Genomic DNA, 25241 nt, shown 5'->3' on the forward strand with positions numbered 1-25241 from the left:
CGCGAAGAGGTGCCACGCTCCACCGTCGTGTTCAACCGCATTGCCCGCCTCGCTCGCCAATGGTAGAGCCCGAAGGTGTCGGCTGGAAAGCATGACTTCCACCTGTCGCGATGGCCGCGCCGTGCCCAAGGTCGAACCCGCGGGCAAACCAATCGGCGATGCGACCGGCGGGCCGGAGCCAAGGACATTTCGGGTGCAGACACAGAAGATCGAGCCGCCAGCAGAGGACACCCGGACCATGACCACGGGGCGCCCCCATGGCCAGCCCGCCACCGATGAGCTTCTGGCGCGGCTGGGCGCGCGCACTGTGGTGCTGGTGGGCATGCCGGGCGCGGGCAAGTCATCCGTGGGCCGGCGGCTCGCCAAGCGCCTCGGCCTGCCCTTTGTCGATGCCGACGAAGAGATCGAGCGCGCCGCCTGCATGAGCATTCCGGAGATCTTTGCCCGCCGTGGCGAAGCCGAGTTCCGCGAGGGCGAGAAGCGCGTGGTGGCCCGGCTGCTGCAATCCGGCCCCATGGTGCTCGCCACCGGCGGCGGCGCCTTCATGAGTGCAGAAACCCGCGCGGCGGTTGCCGAATACGGCATCTCGGTCTGGCTCCGGGCCGATCTGCACACCCTCCTGCGCCGGGTGAAGAAGCGCAACGACCGCCCGCTGCTGGCCCAGGGCGACCCCGGCGCCAAGCTCGCCGCCCTGCTGCGCCAGCGCGGCCCCACTTATGCCGAAGCCGACGTGGTGGTGGATTCCCGCGACGTCGCCCATGACGTGGTGGTGGACGAAGTGGTGGCATCGCTCGCCCGGCACCTGACCCTTCCTGATCGAGGACACAGCACCATGGCCGTTTCGCCTGCCCCCACCTCCCCTGCCGGCGCCCCGCGCAGCGCCGTGCGCGTGGACCTGGCGGGCCGGCCCTATGACATCCTCATCGGCCCCGGACTGCTGGCGGAAACGGGCATCCACATCACTGCCTTGCGCAAGGGTGCGCGGGTGGCCATCGTCACCGACCGCAACGTGGCGGCGGCCGGCCATCTCGCCACCGTCGAAGCCTCGCTGCGCGAGGCCGGCATCGAGCACACCGCCATCGTCGTGGAGCCGGGCGAGAAGACCAAGTGCTGGGCGGGCCTGCAGCAAGTGGTGGAAGGCCTGATTTCGGCCCGCATCGAGCGGCGCGACCTGGTGCTGGCCCTCGGCGGCGGTGTGGTCGGCGACCTTGCCGGCTTCTCCGCCTCGGTGCTGCGGCGCGGTGTGGACGTGGTGCAGGCGCCCACGACCCTGCTTTCCCAGGTGGATTCGTCCGTCGGCGGCAAGACCGGCATCAATTCGCCCCAGGGTAAGAACTTGGTGGGCACCTTCCACCAGCCGGTTCTGGTGCTGGCGGACACCGCCGCGCTCGACACCCTGCCCGTGCGCGAGGTGCGCGCCGGCTATGCGGAAGTCGCGAAATACGGCCTGCTTGGCGACCGCACCTTCTTCGAGTGGCTGGAAGCGCACCACGCCGGCGTGATTAGCGGCGGCCCCGAGCGCATCGAGGCGGTGGCGACAAGCTGCCTTGCCAAGGCCGCCGTGGTCGCACGCGACGAGAAGGAAACCGGCGACCGCGCTTTGCTCAATCTCGGCCACACCTTCGGCCATGCGCTCGAGGCCGGCGCTGGCTTCTCCGATCGCCTGCTGCATGGCGAGGGCGTGGCCATCGGCATGGCCCTGGCCTTCGCCTTCTCTGCCAAGCTTGGCCTTTGCTGCGGGCAGGACGTGACGCGGGTGGTGCACCACCTTCAGGCCGCCGGCCTGCCCACCCGCATCGCCGACGTGCCGGGCGAGCTGCCCGATACGGACGGCCTGATGACCCTCATCGCCCAGGACAAGAAGGTCAGCCGCGGCGCCCTCACCTTCATTCTGGCCCGCGGCATCGGCGAGGCCTTCGTGGCCAAGGACGTGGACCCCGCCCAGGTGCGCGCCTTCCTCGCCGAGGTGCGCTGAGCGCCGGCCGGCTAACTCAAGGGGCGTGCGGGGAGCATGTCGCTGCTACGGCGACATGCTCCAACCCATCGATTCGACGTGTTTCTCCGTACAGCCCGCGCTCGACTTCGCGCGACTGCGCTATGGGACGGAGCGCCATTCCGCGACGGGGCCAACCCTTCGCCCGCGTTTGGCGGCTCTTCACGCCGTGGCTCCCTCTCCCGTCTGCCAGAGAAGGCTGCGGCGGGGCGTAAGCGGCAGGACCGCGGGCGCGGGGGGAACGGCGGCGCGCGCCGAAGGTTTTGTGGCGGCAAGGGCCTGTTGTGCAGGCCGTGCCGATCGCCTGACGCATTGGGAGCGCTAGCCGCGAGCGTTTTCGTCTCATCAAAGCGGGAGTGGGGCCCGCTTTACGCCAATCCTCGCATCCTGAAGGTCGACCAGCCCTAAACCTGGACCGCGCCCAGCAGTTCGTCCACCGCCCCGCGCACGGACGCCATGTGGGTGAACACGCCCATATGGGTGGCGTGAGGAAGGGCCAGAAGGCGGGCGCCCGGCACCGTGCGCGCCACCTCCTGCCCGTGCGCGAAGGGCACGATGCCATCATCAGTGCCATGCACCGCCAGCACCGGAACGCTTACGCCCTGCCCGCACCGCACGGGCAGCTTCGAGAATTCCTCCACGTCGTTGAGCGTGCCCGGCATGCGCTCGTCGGTGCGCAGGCACGAGCTGAGCAACAGGGCCGTCAGGAGCGGGCCGGCTTGGGGATCGGCGAACACCTGCGCCCGCTGCCCGTCATCGGGCACGAAGCCGCGCGCGGCCGCCTGCGGCCAATGGCGAACCAGCCAAGCAGGAACATGGTGGATGCCCGGCAGGCGCGCCAGGAAGTCCGCCTGGGCAAGGCCCGCGCGCGCCGCGGGCTTCGCCTCCAGCTTGCCCGTGCAGGCGCTGACGAGCACCAGGCCTCGGCACTGCGCGGCATGGTTTCGCGCAAAAGCCAAAGCGGAAGGCCCGCCTCCGGAGAAGGCCGCCACGTAAGCAGACTCTACCCCCAGAGTGGCCAGCAGGCTGGCATAAGCCTCGGCCTGCTCCTCGGCGGTGCGGCCGGTGTTGAGCGGCGTGCCCGGATAGCCCGGGCGCGCCACCGCGATGATCCGCCACCCCTCCCATCGCGCCAGCAGCGCGCGGGCGAGCAGCCAGGACTGGTCGAGCCCCCCCATGACGCCGTGCAGAGCCAGCAGCGTCGGCCCCTGCCCCCCGATGGCGCAGGCCAGCGGCCCGCGCGGGGTTTCGATGATCCGAGGCTTGGGGATCTGCTCCAGCAATCTTTCCGCCGCGTACGCCACAGGGTGCATCCCCTCGCTCCGTGGAGTGCGGCCCGCGCGGGCCGCGACTCATGAGTGCCGAACATTCCCCGGATTGCGGGAAATGTGAACCTGAACCGCCGCGCCCGGCGGCTGCGACGTGCGCTGCGCCACCCGGCGAATGAGCGCGAGCGCCTCCACGGGAGGCTTCTGCTCGATCCGGCGATAAGCGCGCCCGTCAGCCGTGCGCCACACCATCGCACGATCCACCATCTCCCGCCGCAGCAAGGCGTGGTCCTCGAACAGATGGCGGGCATTCATGAGTGCGTTGATCTCGGCTTCCGACAGCGTCTCGCCGGCGGGCAGATGGGACCACAGCTGCCACAGGCACAGCACGCGCCAGCTTTCCTTGCCGGGCCAGCGGGTGAGCCGCCCCTCGGCATCGAACAGGCGCGCCACCCGCTCCAGCCGCTTCTCGTCGACCGGCTCCGCTGGCGGCGACGGGGGCAGGCTCCGCGCTTGTGTCACGGTTCGAAAATGCTGGAAGTTGCGGTGCCCGCCGGCGCGCGCCAGCATGTTGAGCAGCTCGAGATGGCTCGGCAGGTGATCGCATTGGGCGAGCTGCCCCCGCAGGGCGCGCGCGAAAGCGGAAATGTCGTCCGCCGCAAGGGCAAAGACCGGTCTGGACATGACTTATCCTCGACAGTGCGCCGATGGTCCGGGAAACGGATGTCGTTGGTCACCGGCTTGCGACGCGGCGCGGGATAAGCTGTCGGTCGAACGTGAACGAGGCAGGTTTAGCTCCCCTTTCGGGGCGGTGACGCCTGGGTGAACTGCGGACCCTGCGTTTCAACTAGCCCACAGGGGCCGCGAATTCAAGCCGATGCCCCTGCGGCATCAGAAATGCTTTTCCGGCCAGCGGCACAGATCGACGATAAGGCAGCGGCCGCATTCGGGCTGGCGGGCCTTGCAGATGTAGCGGCCATGCAGGATCAGCCAATGGTGGGCGTGGAGCTTGAAGCGGTCCGGAATGCGGGCCTCCAGCGCCTCTTCCACCGCCAGCGGCGTCGCGCCAGGGGCAAGGCCGGTGCGGTTCGCCACCCGGAACAGGTGCGTATCCACCGCAATGGTGGGTTCGCCGAAGGCGATGTTGAGCACCACATTGGCGGTCTTGCGGCCAACGCCCGGCAGCGCCTCCAGCGCCTCGCGGTCGCGCGGCACCTCGCCATGGTGGCGCTCCAGCAGCAGGCGCGAAAGCTCCACCACGTTCTTCGCCTTGTTCTTGAACAGGCCCAGGGTGCGAATGTAATGGGCCACCTGCTCCTCCCCCAGCGCCACCATGGCCGCGGGCGTGGAGGCGGCGGCGAACAGGCCCTTGGTCGCCTTGTTCACGCCCGTGTCGGTAGCCTGGGCGGAAAGCACCACGGCCACCAGCAGGGTGTAGGGGTCGGTGTGGTCCAATTCGCCCTTGGGCTCGGGATCCTGCTTCTCAAAGCGGGAGAAAGCCTCGACGATCTCAGCCTCGCTCCAGGATGTCACGGTCTTGCCGTAGGCGGCCGCCGCCGCATTGGCCACCGCCTTGTTGCGACGGGGCGCGGCAACGGGCTCGGCCGCCTTCGCCGCCCCTTTGCGCGTGGAGGCCATCGCGCCTTTCGCGCTGGCTGAGGGCTTGCCCTTCGCTGCGCCTTTGCCGGCGCCCGCCCCCTTGGGGGCAGCCTCACCCGAGGCGGCCGTCTTGGCCGTGGCCGCGCGCCCCTTGCCGGTTCGCCCCTTGGCGGTCGCGACATCGGAAGCGGCGGCCTTGCGGCGCTTGGGCCGGGCCGGGGGCGGAGAGATCAGGTCGGCCAGGGGATCAATGCTGTCCTCGGCGACGGGCGGCTGCGGAGCGGGCGGCTTTCGTGGCATTTTTCCCGTATACTGCTGCCCCATGAGCGACGCTACCGATCCGAGCCTGAGCCGAAAGGACGCGCGCGGGGACCTCGCCGCAGCGGCGGGCGATCCGGTCGTCTATGCCGTCACGCTCGCGCCCCATCGCTCGCTCTCACCAACGGGCTTCCGGCTCCTGATGGGGGCCGTGGGGCTGGTGAGCTTCGGCTCGGGCAGCCTGTTCCTGGCCATGGGTGCCTGGCCGGTGTTCGGCTTCTTCGGGCTGGACGTGCTGCTGCTGTACCTCGCCTTCCGCGCCAGCTACGGGGCGGCGCGGGCGCGCGAGCACATCACGGTCACCACCACCCTGATCGAAGTGAAAAAGGAGCCCGCGCGCGGGCACCCCACCACCGAGCGCCTCAACCCCTTCTGGACCCGCCTTTTCCGCCGCGACGACGAAGACTTCGGTACCCAGGAAGTGGCCCTGGTGAGCGGCCCGCGACGGGTGGCCGTGGGCGGCTTCCTGGGACCGGAGGAAAAGGGACGGCTGGCGGGGGAGCTGGGGGAGGCAATTAAGGCCGTGAGGCGAGGAGGCGCGATTGCTTAGCCTTGCAAAAATCACAACGAAGCGCCGGGACGAATTCGAATTCCTGCTACTTCTTAAATTTGGCCAAAAGCAACACCTAGAGGCATTGCGTGAACTTGGCTCTATACACCTAAATCATATAAATTATTTTTCTTCTTTAGAAGACAACAAAGTTCGAGGCGACAGCCTAGAGGGAGCATCACATATAATACAGCCGCACGATATAAGCGATATCATATTTGGCTTCGAACACGGCCCCGTCCGATCTGTAACGGTGAAACCAGAGGACTTAGGCGACCCCGTCATCACAAGATATGCAGAAAATAATTACACACATATATTCTGCACCTACGCCATCCGACGACCGACAGATCTATTTCCAATAGACAAGAGAGTAGCGGAGTTTGGCGAGCATTTTATAATCATAAGCCCAATTGAGTTCGGCGACATTTTAAAAAAATAATTTGAAACAACAAAAAATTGGCATCCGCGGCAAGCAAGTGGAATATTTTTCAGAAGATATGTATAGCGGTCACCTTACGGAATTTAGCAAAAGCGATATCTATAAGTGGCAAAGCGAATTTAGAGTTGCGATTCGCGCCCCACTCGGGACCCAGTCACGCTGACGGTTGGCAATCTGTCGCACATCACGTCACCTGTGTTGCCAATTGACGCTTTAGACACGCTCAACGTCACCGCAGCGGAGGCCCGCCAAAGGGGGTTCATCTGGGAACCGTAGACGCCCCTTCAACACCCCGCCATCTTCCCACAGAAGGCATCGTGGAGCGCCTCCACCACCTGAGTGATCTCGGGGCGGGCGATGCGGTAGAAGACGCTGGTGCCCTCCCGGCGCGCCTGGACAAGGCCGTCCGCCCGCAGGCGCATGAGCTGCTGCGACATGGGCACCTGCTCGATGCCCAGCTCCTCGCGCAGCTGCGCGACGGATTTTTCCTCACCCCCCAGCGCACACAGCACCAGGAGCCGTTGCGGATGGGACAGAGAGCGCATCAGCTCCGCCGCCTTCTCCGAAGCCGGGATCATATCAACTACATTCATGATCTTGAATTTATAACTTTTGAATGTTATCTGCAACCCAGAGAACGCGGAGCGCTTCCCGCCCCGCCCGCAATCGGGAGAGAGAATAATGTCGGTCGATCGCGCCGTCATGATGTTTGCCGGGTTCATGGTGCTTTTGTCCCTGGCCCTTGGCGTTTTCGTGTCGCCCTACTGGTTCTGGCTCACCGCCTTCGTGGGCGTGAACCTGATGCAGGCCTCCGTCACCGGGTTCTGCCCGGCGGCCATGATCTTCAAGAAGCTCGGCCTCAAGACCGGCTGCGCTTTCTCCTGAGCACTCGGCGGCACAGCCGCCCGGAACGGAACATCATGTCCCCTGCCCTTCTCCGCGCGCCCTCGCTCGCTGCGGCCCTTTGCGGCGCCGCGATTGTCGCCCTTTCAGCCAGCCTTCCCTACGCGCCAGCCCTGGCGCAGGCACTTCCGCCTGCGCCGCAGCTCGCCACCGGGCCTTCGGAAAAGGCCCCCTTCCTGGTACAGCGCCTGGACATCCCCGAGATGAAAGGCGTGTTCGGCGAGGTGGAAAGCCGCACCGTCGTGCCGGCCCGCGCCCGAATCGGCGGCACCGTGCGCGAGGTGAAGGTCACCGAGGGCAGCGAGGTGAAGAAGGGGGATGAGATCGCCCTGGTGGTGGACGACAAGCTCACCCTCACGCTCAATGCCGCCGAGGCCAAGATCAAGGAGCTGAAATCCCAGCTCGAGAATGCCACCACCGAGCTGGACCGCGCCCAGCAGCTGCAGGCCAAGGGCTTCGCCAGCCAGAGCCGGGTGGACACCGCCAAGACCCAGTTCGACGTGGCCGCCAACCAGGTGGCCGCGGCGGAAGCCGACCGCGCCGTGGTGGTGCAGCGCGAGCGCGAGGGCGCCGTGCTCGCCCCCGCCGACGGGCGCGTGCTGACCGTTCCGGTCACCCCCGGCTCCGTGGTTCTGGCGGGCGACGAGATCGCCCGCATCGCCTCGGGCCAATATTATCTGCGCCTGTCCTTGCCCGAGCGCCACGCGGCCAACATCCATGAAGGCGGGCTCGTGCGCATCGGCCAGCGGGGCATTTCGGTGCAGACTGCCGGTGACATCGCCACGGCGCGCGAAGGTCGCATCGTGAAAGTCTATCCCGAGATCACCGGCGGCCGCGTGATGGCGGACGTGGATGTGGCGGGCCTGGGCGACTATTTCGTCAATGAACGCACCCTCGTGTGGATCGAGATCGGCCGCCGTCCGGTGCTGGCGGTGCCGCCTGAGGCCGTCACCACCCGCCATGGCGTGGATTATCTGCGCCTGATGACGCCGCAGGGCCCCATGGACGTGGCGGTGGTGCTGGGCGAGCGCTTCGCCCAGAACGGCAAGCCGCGCGTGGAGGTCCTCACCGGCCTTGCCGACGGCGACAAGGTGGTGATGCCGTGAGCAACACTCCCGAGCCCCATCACGTGAAGCTCGGCATTGCCGGCACACTCACGCGCACCTTCATCAATTCGCCCCTCACGCCGCTGCTGCTGATGGCGGCCTTCGCGTTCGGCCTCATCGCTTTGGTCACCCTGCCGCGCGAGGAAGAGCCGCAGATTTCCGTGCCCATGGTGGACATTCATGTCACCGCCAACGGGCTGAAGGCGGAAGATGCGGTGAAGCTCGTCACCGAGCCGCTGGAGACCATCGTCAAGGGCATAGACGGGGTCGAGCACGTCTATTCCAACACGGCGGATGATGGCGTGCTCGTCACCGCCCGCTTCCTGGTGGGCACCAATCCCGATGCCGCCATCCTGCGCGTGCACGAGAAGCTCCGGGCCAATTTCGACCGGCTGCCGGTGGGCATTCCCGAGCCGCTCATCGTCGGGCGCTCCATCGACGACGTGGCGATCCTGGTGGTGACCCTCACCCCCAAGCCCGACGCCGCCGACCGCTGGACCGCCAACGGCCTCACCCGCATCGCCCGCGAGCTGCAGGTGGAGATCGCCAAGCTGCCGGACATCGGCCTCACCTATATTGTGGGTGAGCAGCCGGAGGAGATCCGCGTCGAGCCCGATCCGGAAAAGCTCTCGCTTTATGGCATCACGCTGGCCCAGCTCTCCGGCAAGATCGAGGGGGCGAACCGCTCCTTCCAGGCGGGCACGGTGCGCGAGAAGGGCCAGCAGCGCACCCTCGTCGCCGGCCAGACGCTCCAGACCCCGGCCGAGATCGGCAACCTTCTGCTCACCGCGCGCGACGGGCGGCCCATCTATGTGCGCGACGTGGCCAAGGTGACGCTCGCCACCGAGCCCGAGGAAACCCGCGTCTATGACGTGCGGCGCGGCGCCGGCGACAGGCTGGAGCGGGTGCCGGCGGTCTCGCTCGCCATCGCCAAGCGGCCCGGCACCAATGCGGTGGTCATCGCCGACGAGGTGCTCAAGCGCATCCACGCCCTGAGCGGCCAGATGGTCCCCTCCGACGTGGAGATGACCATCACCCGCAACTATGGCGAAAGCGCCAATGAAAAGGCCAACGAGCTGCTGCTGCATCTCGGCCTTGCCACGCTGTCCATCGTGGTCCTCGTGGGTGTGGCCATCGGCTGGCGCGAGGCGTTCGTGGTGGCGGTGGTCATTCCCTCCACCATCCTGCTCACGCTGTTCGCGTCGCGCCTCATGGGCTACACGCTGAACCGGGTGAGCCTGTTCGCGCTCATCTTCTCCATCGGCATCCTGGTGGACGACGCCATCGTCGTCATCGAGAACATCGCCCGCCACTGGGCTATGAAGAACGGCCTCAAGCGCGACGAAGCCGCCATCGAGGCGGTGGCGGAGGTGGGCAACCCCACCATCGTCGCGACGCTGACCGTGGTGGCGGCGCTGCTGCCCATGTTGTTCGTGTCGGGCATGATGGGCCCCTACATGAGCCCCATCCCGGCCAATGCCTCGGCGGCCATGGTGTTCTCCTTCTTCGTCGCGGTGGTGCTCACCCCCTGGCTGATGCTGAAGGCGGCGAGCTCCAAGCCGGCGGTGGCCCACGCCCATGAGGCGGGCAATGGCGGCAAGCTGGGGCAGCTCTATGTGCGGGTGGCCGAGCCCATTTTGCGCACCAAGGCGCGGGCCTGGACCTTCCTGCTGGTGGTGGGGGGCATCACGCTCGCCTCCCTCTCCAGCTTCTACACCGAGCATGTCACGGTGAAGCTGCTGCCCTTCGACAACAAGACCGAGCTCAACGTGGTGCTCGACCTGCCCCAGGGCGCGTCGGTGGAGGACACCAACCGCGTGCTGCAGCAGATGGTGGACCTGCTCTCCCCGGTGCCCGAGGTGGTCTCGTTCCAGACCTATGCGGGCACGGCCTCGCCCTTCAACTTCAACGGCCTGGTGCGCCACTACAATCTGCGCAATGCGCCGCGCCAGGGCGACATCCAGGTGAACCTCACCGCCAAGGGTGATCGCCACCGCACCAGCCACCAGATCGCGTTGGAGCTCAGGGAGCGGCTGAAGGCCATTCCCCTGCCCAAGGGCAGCGCCCTGAAGGTGGTGGAGCCACCGCCCGGCCCGCCGGTGCTGGCGACCCTGCTGGCGGAGATCTACGGGCCCGACCCGGAAACCCGCCGCGCGGTGGCGCGCAAGGTGCGCCAGGCATTCGAGAGCGTGCCCTTCATCGTGGACGTGGACGACAGCTTCGGCACCACGGCCGAGCGCGTGCGCCTCGCCATCGACCAGGACAATCTCGAATTCTACAAGGTGGAGCAGGCGGACGTTTACGACGCCATCCGCGCCTTCTATGGCGGCGCCACGGTGGGCTATTCCCATCGCGGCCAAGGACGCCCGGCGATCCCAATCCGCCTTGCTTTGTCCAAGGCGGACAAGCAGGTGGACGCCCGCACCCTCTCCACCCCCGTGCCCGCCAATGCGGTGCCCGGCGGGCGCGGCGTGCTGGAGCTGGGCGATGTGGTGAGCGTGAGCCGCGAGCCCTCCTCCTACCCCATCTTCCGCCACAACGGCCGCGCGGCCGAGATGGTGACGGCGGATCTGGCCGGTGCGTATGAGGCGCCCGTCTACGGCATGATCGCCGTGGGCAAGGCCCTCGACGCCATGGACTGGGGCAACCTGCCCAAGCCCGTCGTCTCCCTGCACGGCCAGCCCTCGGACGAGAGCAAGCCCACCGTGCTGTGGGACGGCGAATGGGAAGTGACCTGGGTCACCTTCCGCGACATGGGCGCCGCCTTCGGGGTGGCGATCCTGGGCATCTATATCCTGGTGGTGGCGCAGTTCGGCTCGTTCAAGCTGCCGCTGGTGATCCTGACGCCCATTCCGCTCACCCTGATCGGCATCGTGTTCGGCCACTGGCTGTTCGGCGCGCCGTTCTCGGCGCCGTCCATGATCGGCTTCATCGCTCTCGCCGGCATCATCGTGCGCAACTCGATCCTGCTGGTGGACTTCATCCGCCACGCCCGCGCCCCGGGCCGGCCGCTGAAGGAGGTGCTGCTGGAAGCCGGCGCCATCCGCTTCAAGCCAATCCTGCTGACGGCGGTGGCGGCCATGATCGGCGCGGCGGTGATCCTGACCGATCCGATCTTCCAGGGCCTCGCCATCTCGCTGTTCTTCGGGCTCCTGTCCTCGACGGCGCTGACCGTGCTGGTGATCCCCGCCATCTATGTGGCGCTGCGCGGGGACCGCGAGGTGCCGCAAGGGGATGTGGACAAGACCAGCAGCCATCCACAGGGCGTTTGAAAATCCGCCCGGGTGCGCTTGACACTGAAGGGAGGCGCCGCGTAAATGGCGCCTCCCATGGATCGGGGCCGTAGCTCAGATGGGAGAGCGCTGCAATCGCACTGCAGAGGTCAGGGGTTCGATTCCCCTCGGCTCCACCAACCCGATCCGCCACCAAAGCTCCCCTGCAAATCCCAGGATTGGACGACGCCGCAGCGGCGGCGCGAAGGTGCCTTCGGCGCGCTTCCCCTCCCGTGAGCGGTGACGTCGGCGTGTCGCTTCAGCGAAGCGCGTGCCCTTGATGGGCGGCAAAATGAGCAGCCCTGCCCGTCGCCCCTCGCGTTCCGGGCGGCGCGTTCGCGGGTGGCGGCCGAGGGTGGTGAGCGGTGCCGGTCACAAGGCTGCGCGCCAAGGCCGAAAAACATCCATCTCCTGAGGCTTCCAGTCCATTTCCGAAGCGAAACTCGCCTGCCTGCAACCAGTACGATTGCGAAGCATGACAGCTTGCCGGATAGTTTTCCCGTCATGCTGAATCGCGTCGGGACCGCCATGGCTTTCGTCATTCATTATCTCTACAGCTTCGGCATCATGGCGCTGCTGTCCGTGCTCTACGGGCTCTCTTTCCGCGCGCAGCTGCCGCAGAGCGTGATGCGCTTTGGCTTGGGGCTTCTTTTCGGTGGCGCCGCGGCTCTCGCGATGTCTCAGACCATCACCCTGGCCCCGGGCGTCATTGTCGATCCGCGCAATCTTTTCGTCGGCCTTTCGGGCGCCTTCCTGGGGATTTGGGGGGCTGTGGCGGCCCTCGTCGGGGCTTTTGCCATGCGCATTTCCATCGGCGGCGCGGGCATGGAAACAGGGCTCGTCTCAATGAGCATCGCGTCGGCCGCGGGCCTGTTCTGGGGCCACTTCATGCACGGCCGGATCTGCAAGCACGCCCGCTGCCTCGCCCTGCTTGGCGCCATGATCTCCCTCTCCCTGGCCGCAACAATCCTTCTGCCTGCAGACGCCATGTGGAGGGTGCTCACGGGGGCTGGCCCCTTCGTGGTCTTCTTCAATGTGCTCGGTGTCATCCTCTTCGGCAGCCTGATGGAGCGCGAGCGCAGCAATGCGGTTCGGATGATGCAGCTGAGGAGCGAGGCGACGACGGACCCGCTGACCGGCCTGCTCAACCGGCGCGGCTTCGACAAATATATCGAAGCCCTGCCCAGCGCGGTCCGAATGGCCCCATCCGCCGTCCTTGTGCTGGATCTCGATCACTTCAAAGCCGTCAACGACACCTTCGGCCATGACGTTGGCGACATGGTGCTGTCAGCCGTTGGCAGACAGCTGAAGGAGAAGGTGCGCAAACAGGACCTGGTAGGGCGCTTCGGCGGCGAGGAGTTCATCATCATCCTGACCGACACGAACGCGCGGGATGCCGAGCTGATTGCCGAACGGCTGAGGGCCTCCATCGGCGATCTCGGCCCACTGGCCGATGGCCGGCTTCTGCCCGTCACGGCGAGCCTGGGCGTCTATTGGGACCACGACGGGATCAATCTCATGCTCACCGTTCCGCTGGCTGATCGCGCTCTCTATCGCGCCAAGATGCACGGGCGCAACCGAATGGAGTTTGCCCCCGCCGCCGACGCCCGGCCGGAAGCCGCGCGGGTGCCGGCCTGATCCCTGCCGTGACCTGAGCCGCCCCGAACGCCCAACGGCGGGGCATTCCGGCCCCGTCGCCTTTCGGCTCAGCGCGCGCCCCTTGGATGGGGGCCCCAGCTCGCAGTCCCGTGAAAAGGCCACCCGCCGGGCCAGCGTTTCTGCCGGACGGCGGGTGGCCCTCTTGTTTCACGCGTGGAGCGAAGCCGGAGGGCCGCGGCTACTTGAAACCGAGCAGCAGGGCCGACTGGTAGAAGACAAACGCCACCAGCCACGCATAGACCAGCGAGATGGCCAGCGAGAAGAGCATGAAGCCCCACGACCGGCTCTCCGCCTTCGCGGTCGCCACCGTGGTCAGGCACGGCGTGTACAGCAGGCAGAACAGGCAAAAGCTATAGGCGGCGGCCGGCGAGACGGTGGTGGCGATGTGCTGCGCGACCAACCCGGCCGACATGGCATAGATGGTTGCCAGGGAGCCGATGACCACCTCTTTCGCGATGAAGCCGAAGATCAGCGCCAGCGTGAGGTAGGGGTCGATACCGATGGGCGCCATGACCGGTTGGAGGAAGCGGCCGATCTGCCCGCCCCAGGTGTCCAGCCCTTCCGCATCCACCGGGAAGTTGGTCAGGAACCACACGCCCATGGTGCCCAGGATGATGAAGCTGGTGGCGCGGTGCAGGAACTCGCGCAGCTCGCCGAAGCCGCGCAGCCACACCTGCCGCAGGGTCGGCACGCGATAGGGCGGCAGCTCCAGCACGAACGGCTCGGTGCTCTTGAACTGCTTGGAGCGGCTGAAGATGGCCGCCGCCAGGAAAGCCGCGACAAAGCTGATGACATAGAGCGAGAACAGGACCAGCGGCCCCTGCACCGGCGAGAACACCGCCGAGATGATGAACACGAACACCGCCAGCCGCGCCGAGCACAGCGAGAACGGGATGATGAGCATGGACAATAGCCGCAGCGGCCGCGAGCGCATCACGCGCGTGCCCATCAGCGCCGGCACGTTGCAGCCGAAGCCCATCATCTGCATGACGAAGGCGCGCCCATCGAGGCCCAGCCGGCGCATCCAGGTGTCCATGAGATAAGCGGCCCGCGAGAGGTAGCCGCTATCCTCCACCACCGCCATGCAGAAGAAGAACAGCATGATGAGCGGCACGAAGGACGCCACCGTGGCCACGCCCAGCCAGATGCCGTTGATGACGAAGTTCTGCAGCCAGCTCGGCCCCAGGCTCAACACCGGCTCCAGGATCGAGGACTGGATCCAGTCGGTGACCGCCCCCACCCAGTCCTGCGACGGCAGGCCGATGCTCCAGACGATGTAGAACACGCCGAGCATGACCGCGAAGAAGATGGGCAGTCCGAGAATGGGGTGCAGCAGCCAGCGGTCGAGACGGTCCGTGATGGTCTTGGGCGGCTCGTGCGGATAAGCGACGGCGCCGTGCAGCGTCTCCGCGAGGGTCTCCTCGGTCATGAGGGTCCCGCGCAGGCTCTCATAGTTGGCGAACACCGGCTTCGTGCCCGCCCGCCCATCCAGCGCGGCCGACACGGAGACCATGGCATCTGCGAAGCCGTGGCCGTATTTGGCGCTGATGAGGTGCACGGGCACACCCAGCCGCGCCGACAGCGCCGCGGGGTCGATCTCGATGCCCGCCTTGCGCGCCTCGTCCGCCATGTTCAGCATCACCACCGCCGGCAGGCCGAGAAGCCTCACCTGCAGGGGCATCAGAATCTGCCGATCGATCTGGCTCGCATTCACCACCACGATGACGAGATCCACCGGATAGGCCTTGAGGAAGTTGGCCACCACCGTCTCGTCGTCCGAAAAGCCCTCGAGGTCGTAAATACCCGGCAGGTCGACGAACTCGACCTCGCGCCCCCCCAGCTTCACGCGGGCGTTGGAGAGGCTGACCGTGATGCCCGGCCAGTTCCCGACATAGGCACTCGCACCCGTGATCCGATTGTACAGCATCGACTTACCCGTATTGGGCTGGCCGATGAGCGCGACGCGCGGAATTTTATTATCCGTCGGGGCGAGCTTTACTTCGGGTGCACAGCAATCCATCGTGTTTCCCAGCTGGAAGCCGTCCGGAGCCGCTCTCGGGGCGCAGACCGGACGCGGTTGCTCGAACGGTCCTCAATGAACCCGCCGGCGCAGCCTGCCGGCGCTGTCCGAGGGCGGCATGGGCTGCCACCCACCATGATGCGGACCGGCGGACCTGCCGGACACACATCGCCTTCCGCTGGCTTCGGCTCGCGGTTATCGCTCAGGACGATATCGCGTCCCGTCTTCCTCGTCTGCGGCTGCCGTTCGGCTCACACCCGGCGCACCTTGACCTGAGCAGCCTCCGCCCGGCGGATCGCGATGTCGGTCGCCTTGCCGGCGCGCACCACGAGCGGACCGCCGAACCATCCGCGCCGCATCATGGAAACCTCGCGGCTGGCGCTCACGCCCATGGCGCGCAGGCGCACGGACAATCCATGCTCGAAAACGCCCGCTTCCACGGATTCCACAACGCCGCTTTCGCCCGGCTGAAGGTTGGCAAGGGTCGTGATCTGGCCGGCATGGGCAAATTTCGGAGAAGAATCGTGCATCTCAAACCTCGAAATCACGAACGTTGCGGACCATGAAAAACGCGGACTGAAAGGTCATGGCTCGGTGTCGCTTCCCCGCCCGAGAGCACCGACGGCCGCCGGAGAAAGCGCTTCCGGAAGTTGGCATACACATTCCGGGCCAGCGGGAAGGTCGGGCGCAGTCAGCGGAAGAAACTCCGCAACCCTGAAGGGAAATCCCCCCACTCATCCCCATGATGGCATCCACCAACGCTGAAACGAGACCCGGGCACCACCGCGCTCAGGTCGGTGAGACAAGGTGTAACACCTCACCGCAACTTGCGTAAGTAGCTGAGAATTATTGGAATTATAATCATTCTAAGGTGTGCGACCTTCTGGGTCTCTGCTGCCGGCCAGATCGTCAGCATTGTTGCCGCAAACGGCTGAACTCCAACGAAAACGCCCCGCAGCCACCGCGCAGGCGCGGGCGCAATTCCCGAAGGAAATGCGCGAATGGGTCGCAGTCTTAGATCGTCCCACCATCGCCACCGAACCCGCCGTGACATGGCAAGGAAGGGGAATCGCCGGGCCCGGGACCGACACGAAGGTTCGAAAGCCCCCAAACGCGCGGCCCGTCCGCGACAGGCGAGGACCGTGGCCGCCGCCTCCCCCGAAGGCGGCCATGGAGACGCGAGCGCGCCCGGGCGATCCGGGCGCACCGAAGGGCTGGCCGGGACTGCTTCTGCCTTCCATCGTGCCGTGGAAAAAAATCTAGCCGCCGTTCTTATGTCCGCCGCTCACGCGACCCGGATCCGCCGTCGCGTGAACGTGCCCTGGGATCGAAAAAGAAGGCCGACGCAGCGTGCCGGCCTTCGTCTTCAGATCAGAACTTCAGCGAGAATTGCGCGATGAAGGCATTCTGGCTGGCGGAAGTGGCGAACTGACCGGTATAGGCCACCGAAAGGCTGGCTGTGTCGGAGAGGCCATAGGCCAGTCCGGCATCCACCAGCAGCGCGTCCTCCGCGATCGGAACACCCGAGACGGAGAAGGGCGTCGTGCCGCCAAGGAAGCGCATGGCGGCCACCGGGTCGGTGTCGCCGAAGGCGTGCTGCCAACCCAGCGTCACGCTCGGCGTCAGGTTGCGGCCGAACAGCTCGGTCGAGAACGCCGCGCGCAGCCCCAGCGTGCTGTAGAGCGTGTCCATGGACCCCGTGTCCACCGCCAGCGCTGCGCTGCGCAGGGTCTCGGAGAAAGACGCACTGCCGACGTTCACGTAAGCGAGGCCGGCGAACGGCTCAAACATGGCCGCGCCAACCGGCACGCCATAGCTTGCCTCGCCGAAGAGCTGAGTGGTGCCCACGGTGTAGCTGCCGTTCGTGCTTTCGGCGAAGCCCGGGAAGGCGATGGACCGGCTCGCTGACACATCGTGCACGCCATAGGCGAAGCCGGCGCGCAGGGAGAAAGCGTCAAGCTTCACCCCGGCATAGGCGCCCATGTCGTAATTGTCGCTGTTGCCGCTGGAGGCGCGGGCCGCAACGTCGAAGCTCGACCGGCTGTAGCCGCCGAACACGCCCGCCCACGCATTCGGCGCAACCGCCACGTCGGCACCGATGAGGAAGCCGCCGAGGCTGTTGGAGATGCTGGCGGCATTGCCGTTGCCGAAGCTGTTGCCCCAGCCGCCATAACCATGCGCCCACAGGGTGACGTCCAGATCCTTGCTCAGGCGCCCGGTGGTAGGCCCGGCGGCCTGGGCCGACTGGGCCAGGGCATCGGGGCCTGCCGCCGCCTGCCGCAGGCGCGCGCCCACCGCCTGGCGAACATAGATGGACTCCTGCTGGAGCACCGTGTTCACCGACGGATAGATCTCGCCGGACAGGGCGTTGAACGCCGGAGCAATGGCGCCTTCCGGCAGAGCGACGATAGCGTCATAGACCGCGTTGCCGCCGCCGAGGGCCTGCGCCGCCACCGCCACCCCCGCCTCATTGGGCGTGCGCGCATAGGTGACGAAGTCCACACCGTTATAGACGAGCGACAGATACACATTCTGCGCGTCATAGGTCAGCGTGGGGTCGAGGAAGACGTAATCGGAGGTCACGCTGCCAAAGGTGCCCGTGAGCGTGCCGGAGGTGGTCAGGATCTGGAGCGAGCTGGAGCCGGGATAGCGCCCCGCCACCGCCTTCACCTCAACCGAGGCGTCGCTCGAAATGGTCACGTCGCCAGACGCGACGATGAGATCGTGCGCGCCGGACGGGGTGACATCCACCTGATAGACCGAGCCCGCATTGAAGGTCACGGTGCCGCTGACGGTCAGGGTACCCGGCGAATAGCCCGGCCCGACCACGCCTCCGGAATTGACCACGAGGCCGCCAATGGTGGCCGTGCCGCCCAGGTGGCCGCCGCCATTCACCGTGAACGGCGAACCGCTCACCGTGCCCGCGACCAGCGTCACCGTGGTCTCGTCCACCGTCACCGGCCCCTGATAGGGCGAGGAGAAGGACACCGTGCCGCCACCCGTGAAGGCCACGTCGCCGCTGCCGGTGATGGCGCCGGTGAAGGTGTAGGCGTCCGAGCGGTTGAACACCAGGGTGCCGTTGTTCACCAGGTCGCCGGTGATGGTGCCCGCAGTGCCGCCATCTCCAATCTGAAGGGTGCCGGCGGCGATAACCGTGCCGCCCGCGAAAGTATTCGCGCCCGTCACCACCAGCGTGCCGGAACCGGACTTGGTGAGCTGGCCGTTGCCGGAGATGACCCCCGCCAGCGTCAGCGTTTCGGCGCCATCGACGACGAAGGTGCCGCCGCCCGAGCCGCCCACCGCCGTCAGCGTGACGTTGCCGCCATAGGCGAAGGTTCCGCTGGCCTGCAGCGCGCCCGCCCCCTGGAGGGCCAGCCCGCCCGTGCCGAGGGCGCCGGCGGTCGCAACCTGGACCGTGCCCGACTGGATGGAGAGGCCGCCCGAGAAGCTGTTCGCCCCGGTCAGGGCCAGCGTGCCCGCGCCCTGCTGAACCACGGTGCCGGTGCCGGAGATGGCCCCCGCGAAGGTGGTGTCATCGGAACGGTCGAAGGCCAGGGTCGCGTTGTTTTCCACGTCGCCCAGGATTGAACCGGCGCTGCCGCCATTGCCGATCCGCAGCGTGCCGGCCGTAACCACCGTACCGCCCGAATAGGTATTCTCGCCCGTCAGAACCAGGGTGCCGACGTCGGTCTTTTCAAGGCCCGTGGTGCCCTGGAGCTCGGACGCGATAATGGCCGTGTAGCCGGCACCGGCGCTCGTCCCGTCACCCACGCGGATCTGCGTACGGCCGGAGGGGGCCGCCAGAACCAGCGCGCCGCCGGTGACCTCATAGCCATCCACCATGAACTGGAGACCGCTCGCGGAAACCACACCCGACGATGTGTCGATGGTGACCGTTCCGGGCGTTCCGGCAAACACGGCAAAGCTGCTGTTCCAGGCCTTGGACTGGTTGAGCGTGCTGGTGAGCCAATTGGTGTTGGAGGCGTTGGCGCTCCAGGTGCCGGTGCCGCCATGCAGGGTGCCATCCGGGCTGGTGGTGCTGCCGTTCCAATACAGCATGTCGCTGTTCAGCACCGCCAGGTCCACCTGGCCCGGCGTCTGCAGGATCTCGTAGACGTATTGGCCGGGCGTCGTGCCCAGCTCGAGCCCGTTGTCCGCCGTCAGGGTGGTGTAGCTGATGAGCCTGTAGACGCCGAGCGACATGCCGCCCGTGTCGGTGACATCGAGAATGCCATCGAGCGTCAGGGTATCCGTCGCGAAGACGGCGCTGGCGCCGGTGGTGCCCAGCCCCACATCCAGATGCGCGGTGTTCGAGAGCACCAGGCCGGTCATGGTGAGGCCGTGGGACCCCGCCGCGCTGGCGCGCAGCGTGCCGCCATCGGCCACACTCACCGTGCCCGCGACCGTACCGCCCGACATCCCGCCAATGCTGCCTTCCAGGACGGCACCGCCCTGCACCGTCACGTCGCTCGCAAGGCTCGCGCCACCCGTCAGAACCAGGGTGCCGGCGGCCACAGTGGTTCCCGCGCCGGCGCTGTTGGCGCCAGCCAGGGTCAGCCGGCCCGTGCCCTGCTGCACCAGCGCGCCCGAACCGGTGATGGTGCCGGAGGTCGTCACATCGTCGGAGCGGTCGAACACCAGCGTGCCGGAATTGGCCACATCGCCGACGATGGAACCGGAGGTGCCGCCATTGCCGAGCTGAAGGGTGCCGGCGGTGATGGTGGTGCCGCCCGTATGGGTGTGGTCACCGGTCAGAACGAGGGTGCCCGCGCCCTTCTTTTCCAGGGTGCCAGTGCCGGAAATATCACCCGCATAGGTCGCATCGTCCGCGCGGTTGAACACCAGAGCCGCATTGTTGGTGATGTCGCCGACGAGCGAACCTGCGGAGCCCCCATCGCCGATGGACAGGGTGCCGGCGGTGATGGTGGTGCCGCCGGTATAGGTGTTCGCACCGGTCAGAACGAGGGCGCCCGCGCCCTTCTTCTCCATGCCGTCGGTGCCGGCGAGCGCCGAGGAAATGGTGGCCGTGCCACCGTCCACGAGGATAAAGGGAGCCGTTCCCGCCGAGAACGAGGCGAGGGTGATCGCGCCCCCGCCCACCGTATAACCGTCGGTCATGAACTCCATGCCCGCGACCTGAGGCGCCACCGCCCCGCTCACCGTCACGGTGCCGGCCGCTCCGGAGAAGATGGCAAGCCCGCTCTGGGTCCAGGACGCGGCGGTGCTGCCGGCCGCGTTGGTCCAGTTGGTGGTGGCGGCGCTCACGTCCCAGGTGCCGCTGCCGCCCACCACCGACGATCCGCCGGGCGTGGTCACCGCGCCATTCCACCACTGGCCGGCCGCGACCACGAGGTTCACTTCGCCGCCGGTCGCCGTATCGATGCGATAGAGCGAATGCGTCGGCACCGTGCCCAGTGCCAGGCCATTGTCGGTCAGCGTGCCTGCATAATCGATCAGCCGGTAGGTTCCGTCGACGAAGCCCGTGCCGGCGGTGAGGTTCAGCGTGCCGTCGAGGGTCAGGTTGCCGCCGACATCGAGCACCGCGGTCGCGCTCGGGGCATTGAGGGTGAGCGCGAGGGCGGAGGTGGCCTCCTGCGTCAGCGCACCACCCACCGTGAAGGCCACCCCGCTGGTGCCGGAGAAGGTGCCCCCGGCCTTCACGGCCAGAGCCCCGCCCACGGAGCCGGTGCCGGTGAGGATGGCTCCGCTTTCCACGGCGAGGCCGCCCGCGAGGCTGCCATCCAGCTGCAAGGTGCCGGCAGACACGGTCGCCTGCCCGCTCAACGTGCTCGCCCCCGCCAGCGTCAGCGTTCCCGCGCCCCGCTTCTCAAGGGTGCCGGAGCCGGAGATCACGCCCGCATAGGAAACATCGTCCGAACGATCGAACACCAGCGCCGCATTGTCGGTGATGTTCCCGCTGATGGAGCCGCTGGCGCCGCCATTGCCGATTTGAAGCGTTCCACCAGAAATGGTGGTGGCGCCCGTATAGGTGCTGGCACCGGTAAGAATGGTGGTGCCGCTGCCCATCTGCGCGACGCTGCCGTCGCCGCTGATGGCCGCCGAGAACACATAGGCCGCGTCGGTATGGTTGAAGACCACCGAACCGGCGCCCGCGCCGAACACCACCTTCGCCGCATCGACGCGGCCCGCGGCGGCCGCCGCCGAGCCGCTGTCCGCGCCGATGGCCAGCTCGCCCGAGCCCGCCGTGTCGTAGCCGACGCGCACCTCGTTATCGGCCTTCAGCATGGCGCCATCGGCCACCACCACCGTGGCGTTGCCGGCATAGCCCACATAGAAATTGCCCAGGGTGGCAAAGGTGGAATTCGCCTTGGCCCAGACCTGAGACCCGGCCCCCGTGATCAGGAGCGCGCCTTCCGAGCGAGGATCCATGCCCACGCCCACGGTGGCGGTGGTCACGGTGGCGCCGGCGGAGACCGTGGCGCGGCCATTGCCGTTCACGGGATAGACGTCATAGGAGCCGTTCTGCCCGCCGATATAGAGGCGCTGATCGGCCACGAGGCTGGTGCCCGCGCCGGTCACCGTCATTGTGGCCAGATCACCACCATCGCCCCCCACATAGGTGCCGCTGGTATAGACGCTGGCCCGATCGGAAATGGAGATGGTGCCGCCGTAGGAATAAAGCCAGAGCGGCGAAGCGGGAGCGGTGGGATCGCCGATCTGCACGTGACTGCCGGCGCCGGTGACCGTGAAGGCGCCTCCGGCCGCCATGTAGAGACCGCCACTGCCCAGCGACTTGAACGTGCCACCATCACTGATGGTGATGGAGCCGGTCTGCCCCACCCCCCGGGAAAGGTCGACGCTGTTAACAGCGTTCACCCAGGTGGAGCCGGTGCCCGTGACGGTCACCGCGCTGGCGCCGGTGGTGGCGCCGATGGCGGCGCTACGGGTCGTCAGCTGCCCGCCACCGCGCACCTCGAGCGCGCCGCCCGCCACCGTCAGGTCCAGGGCAGAGTTGCCGCTGAGGGGTTGGATGGCGCCGGTCACCACCAGCTTGCCGCCGGTGACGTTCAGCGCACCCGCGAACGTGCTCTCGCCGGAGAAGGTGGAGGTACCGTGCTCCACATCCACTTCGCCGGTGCCGGAAATGGCCGCGGAGAGGCTGAAGTCGGTGCTCGTGTGGTTGAGGACGATCTTGCCGGTTCCGTCCAGGAACCAGATTTCATCGGCCGAGACGGCGCCGGCGGCCACCGCCGTCTGGCCCGAGGCCGCGCCAATGTTCAAGGTGCCGTTCACACCGCTGAAATAGGCGATCTTGATGATCTCCGCGCTGACCTGCGCGCCATCGGAAACGGTCAGCGTGCCATCGCCGCCAGTGCCGATATAAAGGTTGCTCGTCGTCGTGATCGACGACCCCGCCCCGCTCACGGACGCGATGCCCGTGGAGCCCGTGTCATTGCCGATATAGACGCGCGTGGCGGAGACGGCGCCGCCATCGGTCACGGTGAGCTCGCCGTGACCATAGAGGCCGATATTGATGTAACCGGAATAGGCGGAACCGTCCTCCACCGCGGCCCAGGACGACCCCGCCCCGGTCACGGTCATGGTGCCCGACGACCCCGTCAGATTGCCCAGCGTGCCGGTGACAGCGTCGAGCCGCCCCCCGTCGCTCACGGTCACCGTGGCGGTGGTGCCGTTCTCATGACCCGCGATGAAGGCGCCACTGAGGGTCATAACGGAGTTGGCGCCAGTGACGGTCACCGTGCCCTGCGAGCCGCTCACCGTGCCGACATAGGTGTCGGTGGCGCCGACCCAGCCGCCATTTTCGACAGACAGGCTGCCGGTACCCTCATTGCCCACATAGAGGGCGGCGGTGTTGGTCCAGCGGCTGCCACTGTCCTTGATGGTCACCGTGCCGTTGCCGTCCGCGTACCAGCCGATCACGCCGCCCGGCGAACTGAGGGTCGCACCATCACTGATGGTCAAGGTGCCCGTGCCATGCACGCCGACACCGATGCGATCAGCACCCACGGTCCAGGACGTGCCCGCTCCGCTTGCGGTGGCGGTCGCGGTTGTCCCCACCTCACCGGCGATGACGACGCCCAGGGAAATCAGCTGCGCCCCCGTGCCCAGCGCCAGCGTGCCGCCTTCCACATCGACGGTACCGGTGAGGCTGGCGCCCGTGCCGGACAGCGTCCACTGGCCGGTGCCGGACTTGGTGAGATCGCCGAAGCCCCGATAGGTGCCGCTCGCGCCCACCGAGCCGAGGGCGAGCGTGGCCGTGCCCGTGCCGGTCAGCTCCAGCGTGTTGCCCGAGCTGGCATTGGTGACGATGCCGGTGATGGAGGAGGTGTCGTACAGAACCAGGCGGTTGCTGCCCGACCCCATGCTGATGGCCGTGCCCGACGCAGAACCGGCGGAGATCGTACCGCGGTTCACGACGGTGCTGTCACCGTTTCCAGTCTCGACCGCGGTCGTGAAGGTGGTGCTGATGCCGCCGCTGTTTGCGAGATAATTGGTGGTGCCGTCGAGGGAAACGGCAAGATCGGTGGCGCTCACCGTGCCGGAATTGGTGACGGAGATGTCGCCATTCGTGGTGGGGCCAGTCGCCACCGTGCTGCCGGTGGCGAAGCCGCTGTTCGCCACAATGCCGGTCTTGCTCGTGATCGAGCCGGCATTGATGATGGTGACATCCCCCAGGGGCGTTTCCGCCAGGATGCCGCTGTCGCGAGTGGCGGAAACCACGCCGGTAATGGTGTTCGTGATTTCGATGTCGCCCGCCACATCGACCGACGCGCGCAGGCCGTTATAGCCGTCAGGGGTCGTGATGGCGGCATGCGCCGCATCAAGAGCAGGATCCCCCTGGGCCGTGACCGTGCCGCTGTTCGTGACGGTGGCCTTGCCATTCTCGGTGGCGGCATGAATGGCGTTGTCGTTGCCGGAAATGACAGTCCCGGAATTGACGATGGTAGTATCACCATCAGCCGACCAGGCGATCAGGCCCTGGCGGAGCGTGGCATTGACGCTTCCCGCATTGTCAATGGAGGCAAGCCCCAGATAGTCGATGACGCGGATGCCGGCCGTATACGCGAAAACCTGCCCCGTCGCGGTGTTCGTCACCGACACGGTTTCGGCGACGGCCCCGTTATGATTGCCGTCGGCATAGATGCCGCGATTATTGGTGGAGGTGACGATTCCGCTGTTGGTGATGCTCACCGCGCCCAGATTGGTCACGCCGCTTAGCGTGGGGGCATCGTCCGTCGTGCTCGGCGCCGTGCCCATCAGGGTGCCGGCATTGTCGATGACGACATTGCCCCCCTTGTCGTTGCGAACCCAGATGGTGCCAAAGCCGCCACCACCGCCCATCGTCGCATTCACATCAGGGCCGATATGAACGGTGGCATTCACGATGACATCGATGACGCTGGCGTCCGGCAGGGTACCGAACTGCATCACCAGAGCACTGTAAGTGGGGTTGTTGATCGTCGTGGCGCCGGTCAGCGTGACCGTCTGGTCATAGGTTCCCGGCGTGGTCGGGGAACCGTAGGCCACCACACCGGTGGTCAGGCCATCCACCGTCAGCGTTCCCGCGCCCGTGGTCATGCTCACATTGACCAAGGTCGCGTCGCAGCTCAACAAGGTGGTGGTGCCGGTGACCGCGCAATTGGACGGCAACGGAGTCGCACCGGCCACGTGAGCGCCCAAAATGCTGGCGGCAGCCAGGGACAGCGCGCTGCCGGAGCCGAGCACGAGCGGACGCAGAACCCTGCCGCGGCGACGCTGGAGCCGGGAGCTGCCGCGCGCGGAAGCCGCACGCCCCTTGGTGGAGTCCCAGGGGGAGCTCCACTGGGCCAATTCCAGCAGCGGCACCAGGGCCGATGTCAGCAGCAGGCGCCAGCGGTCCAGCAGCCGGCGCGTGCCTTTCACTCCACCAAGAACCTCGACGCGAACCGCACCCCCACCCTTGACTTCCGCCCGCGTCATCAGCCTTGCCCCGCCCCGAAAGCCCGGCATGCGACCGATGCAGCCCGACGAGAACAAGCCCGCGTTCCGCCCCCCAAGGTCGCCCGACCGGATAGTTTCCTTGGCTAAAAGCCGTAGAGGCCCAGTGGAGAGCGCGCAATGGAGCGGCGAGCGCCGAACCCGGTTTCAT

13 protein-coding genes and 1 tRNA gene are annotated in these 25241 nt (G+C 67.0%); 7 read left to right on the plus strand and 7 right to left on the minus strand.

Translation table 11 applies throughout. The features are described from left to right. Nucleotides 1-238 precede the first annotated feature (238 nt). Nucleotides 239-1975 (plus strand): 3-dehydroquinate synthase, encoded by a 1737-nt coding sequence (aroB, locus tag L0966_RS16470; RefSeq protein WP_234053087.1) that lies wholly within the window; start codon nt 239-241, stop codon nt 1973-1975. Nucleotides 1976-2397: 422 nt separating this feature from the next. Here the strand turns inward: aroB and L0966_RS16475 are convergent, their stop codons facing one another. The 3 genes from L0966_RS16475 to nth form a co-directional block, all read right to left on the minus strand. After that, nucleotides 2398-3306, minus strand: a complete 909-nt coding sequence (locus tag L0966_RS16475; RefSeq protein WP_234053048.1) for an alpha/beta fold hydrolase — start codon at nt 3304-3306, stop codon at nt 2398-2400. A 39-nt stretch (nt 3307-3345) separates the two neighbouring features. Further along, nucleotides 3346-3945 carry a DUF2087 domain-containing protein gene (locus L0966_RS16480; RefSeq protein WP_234053049.1) on the minus strand — a complete coding sequence of 200 codons (600 nt, stop codon included), beginning with the start codon at nt 3943-3945 and terminating at the stop codon, nt 3346-3348. A 207-nt stretch (nt 3946-4152) separates the two neighbouring features. Continuing rightward, nucleotides 4153-4899, minus strand: coding sequence for an endonuclease III (gene nth, locus L0966_RS16485; RefSeq protein ID WP_234053088.1), 747 nt, complete (start codon nt 4897-4899; stop codon nt 4153-4155). A 283-nt stretch (nt 4900-5182) separates the two neighbouring features. Here nth and L0966_RS16490 point away from each other — a divergent pair, with 283 nt between their 5' ends. Continuing rightward, entirely contained in the window at nt 5183-5728 is a 546-nt protein-coding gene (locus L0966_RS16490) for a DUF2244 domain-containing protein (RefSeq protein WP_234053050.1), read from the plus strand. 726 nt (nt 5729-6454) lie between these two features. Here L0966_RS16490 and L0966_RS16495 read toward each other — a convergent pair. After that, a complete protein-coding gene (locus L0966_RS16495) occupies nt 6455-6763 on the minus strand; it encodes a helix-turn-helix transcriptional regulator (protein WP_234053051.1) in 309 nt (102 codons plus the stop codon). A gap of 88 nt (nt 6764-6851) precedes the next feature. Between L0966_RS16495 and L0966_RS16500 the strand changes: the two genes are divergently transcribed. The 5 genes from L0966_RS16500 (at nt 6852) to L0966_RS16520 (ending at nt 13089) form a co-directional block, all read left to right on the plus strand. Further along, nucleotides 6852-7055, plus strand: a complete 204-nt coding sequence (locus L0966_RS16500) for a DUF2892 domain-containing protein (protein WP_234053052.1) — start codon at nt 6852-6854, stop codon at nt 7053-7055. A 35-nt stretch (nt 7056-7090) separates the two neighbouring features. After that, nucleotides 7091-8179, plus strand: a complete 1089-nt coding sequence (locus tag L0966_RS16505; protein WP_234053053.1) for an efflux RND transporter periplasmic adaptor subunit — start codon at nt 7091-7093, stop codon at nt 8177-8179. A gap of 23 nt (nt 8180-8202) precedes the next feature. Then, the gene (locus L0966_RS16510) at nt 8203-11451 is read left to right on the plus strand and encodes an efflux RND transporter permease subunit (protein WP_234053089.1); all 3249 of its coding nucleotides are present in this window, start codon (nt 8203-8205) and stop codon (nt 11449-11451) included. A 64-nt stretch (nt 11452-11515) separates the two neighbouring features. After that, nucleotides 11516-11591 (plus strand) — tRNA-Ala (locus L0966_RS16515). 388 nt (nt 11592-11979) lie between these two features. Further along, nucleotides 11980-13089, plus strand: coding sequence for a diguanylate cyclase (locus L0966_RS16520; protein ID WP_234053054.1), 1110 nt, complete (start codon nt 11980-11982; stop codon nt 13087-13089). 199 nt (nt 13090-13288) lie between these two features. Here L0966_RS16520 and feoB read toward each other — a convergent pair whose 3' ends face one another. From feoB to L0966_RS16535, 3 genes are all read right to left on the minus strand, one after another. Next, nucleotides 13289-15130 carry a ferrous iron transport protein B gene (feoB, locus tag L0966_RS16525; RefSeq protein WP_234053055.1) on the minus strand — a complete coding sequence of 614 codons (1842 nt, stop codon included), beginning with the start codon at nt 15128-15130 and terminating at the stop codon, nt 13289-13291. A gap of 251 nt (nt 15131-15381) precedes the next feature. After that, the gene (locus tag L0966_RS16530) at nt 15382-15660 is read right to left on the minus strand and encodes a FeoA family protein (RefSeq protein ID WP_234053056.1); all 279 of its coding nucleotides are present in this window, start codon (nt 15658-15660) and stop codon (nt 15382-15384) included. Nucleotides 15661-16501: 841 nt separating this feature from the next. After that, the gene (locus tag L0966_RS16535; protein WP_234053057.1) at nt 16502-25015 is read right to left on the minus strand and encodes an autotransporter-associated beta strand repeat-containing protein; all 8514 of its coding nucleotides are present in this window, start codon (nt 25013-25015) and stop codon (nt 16502-16504) included. Nucleotides 25016-25241 lie beyond the last annotated feature (226 nt).

The sequence above is a fragment of the Xanthobacter sp. NM-59 genome (genome assembly GCF_021401125.1).
Classification (GTDB): domain Bacteria; phylum Pseudomonadota; class Alphaproteobacteria; order Rhizobiales; family Xanthobacteraceae; genus Xanthobacter.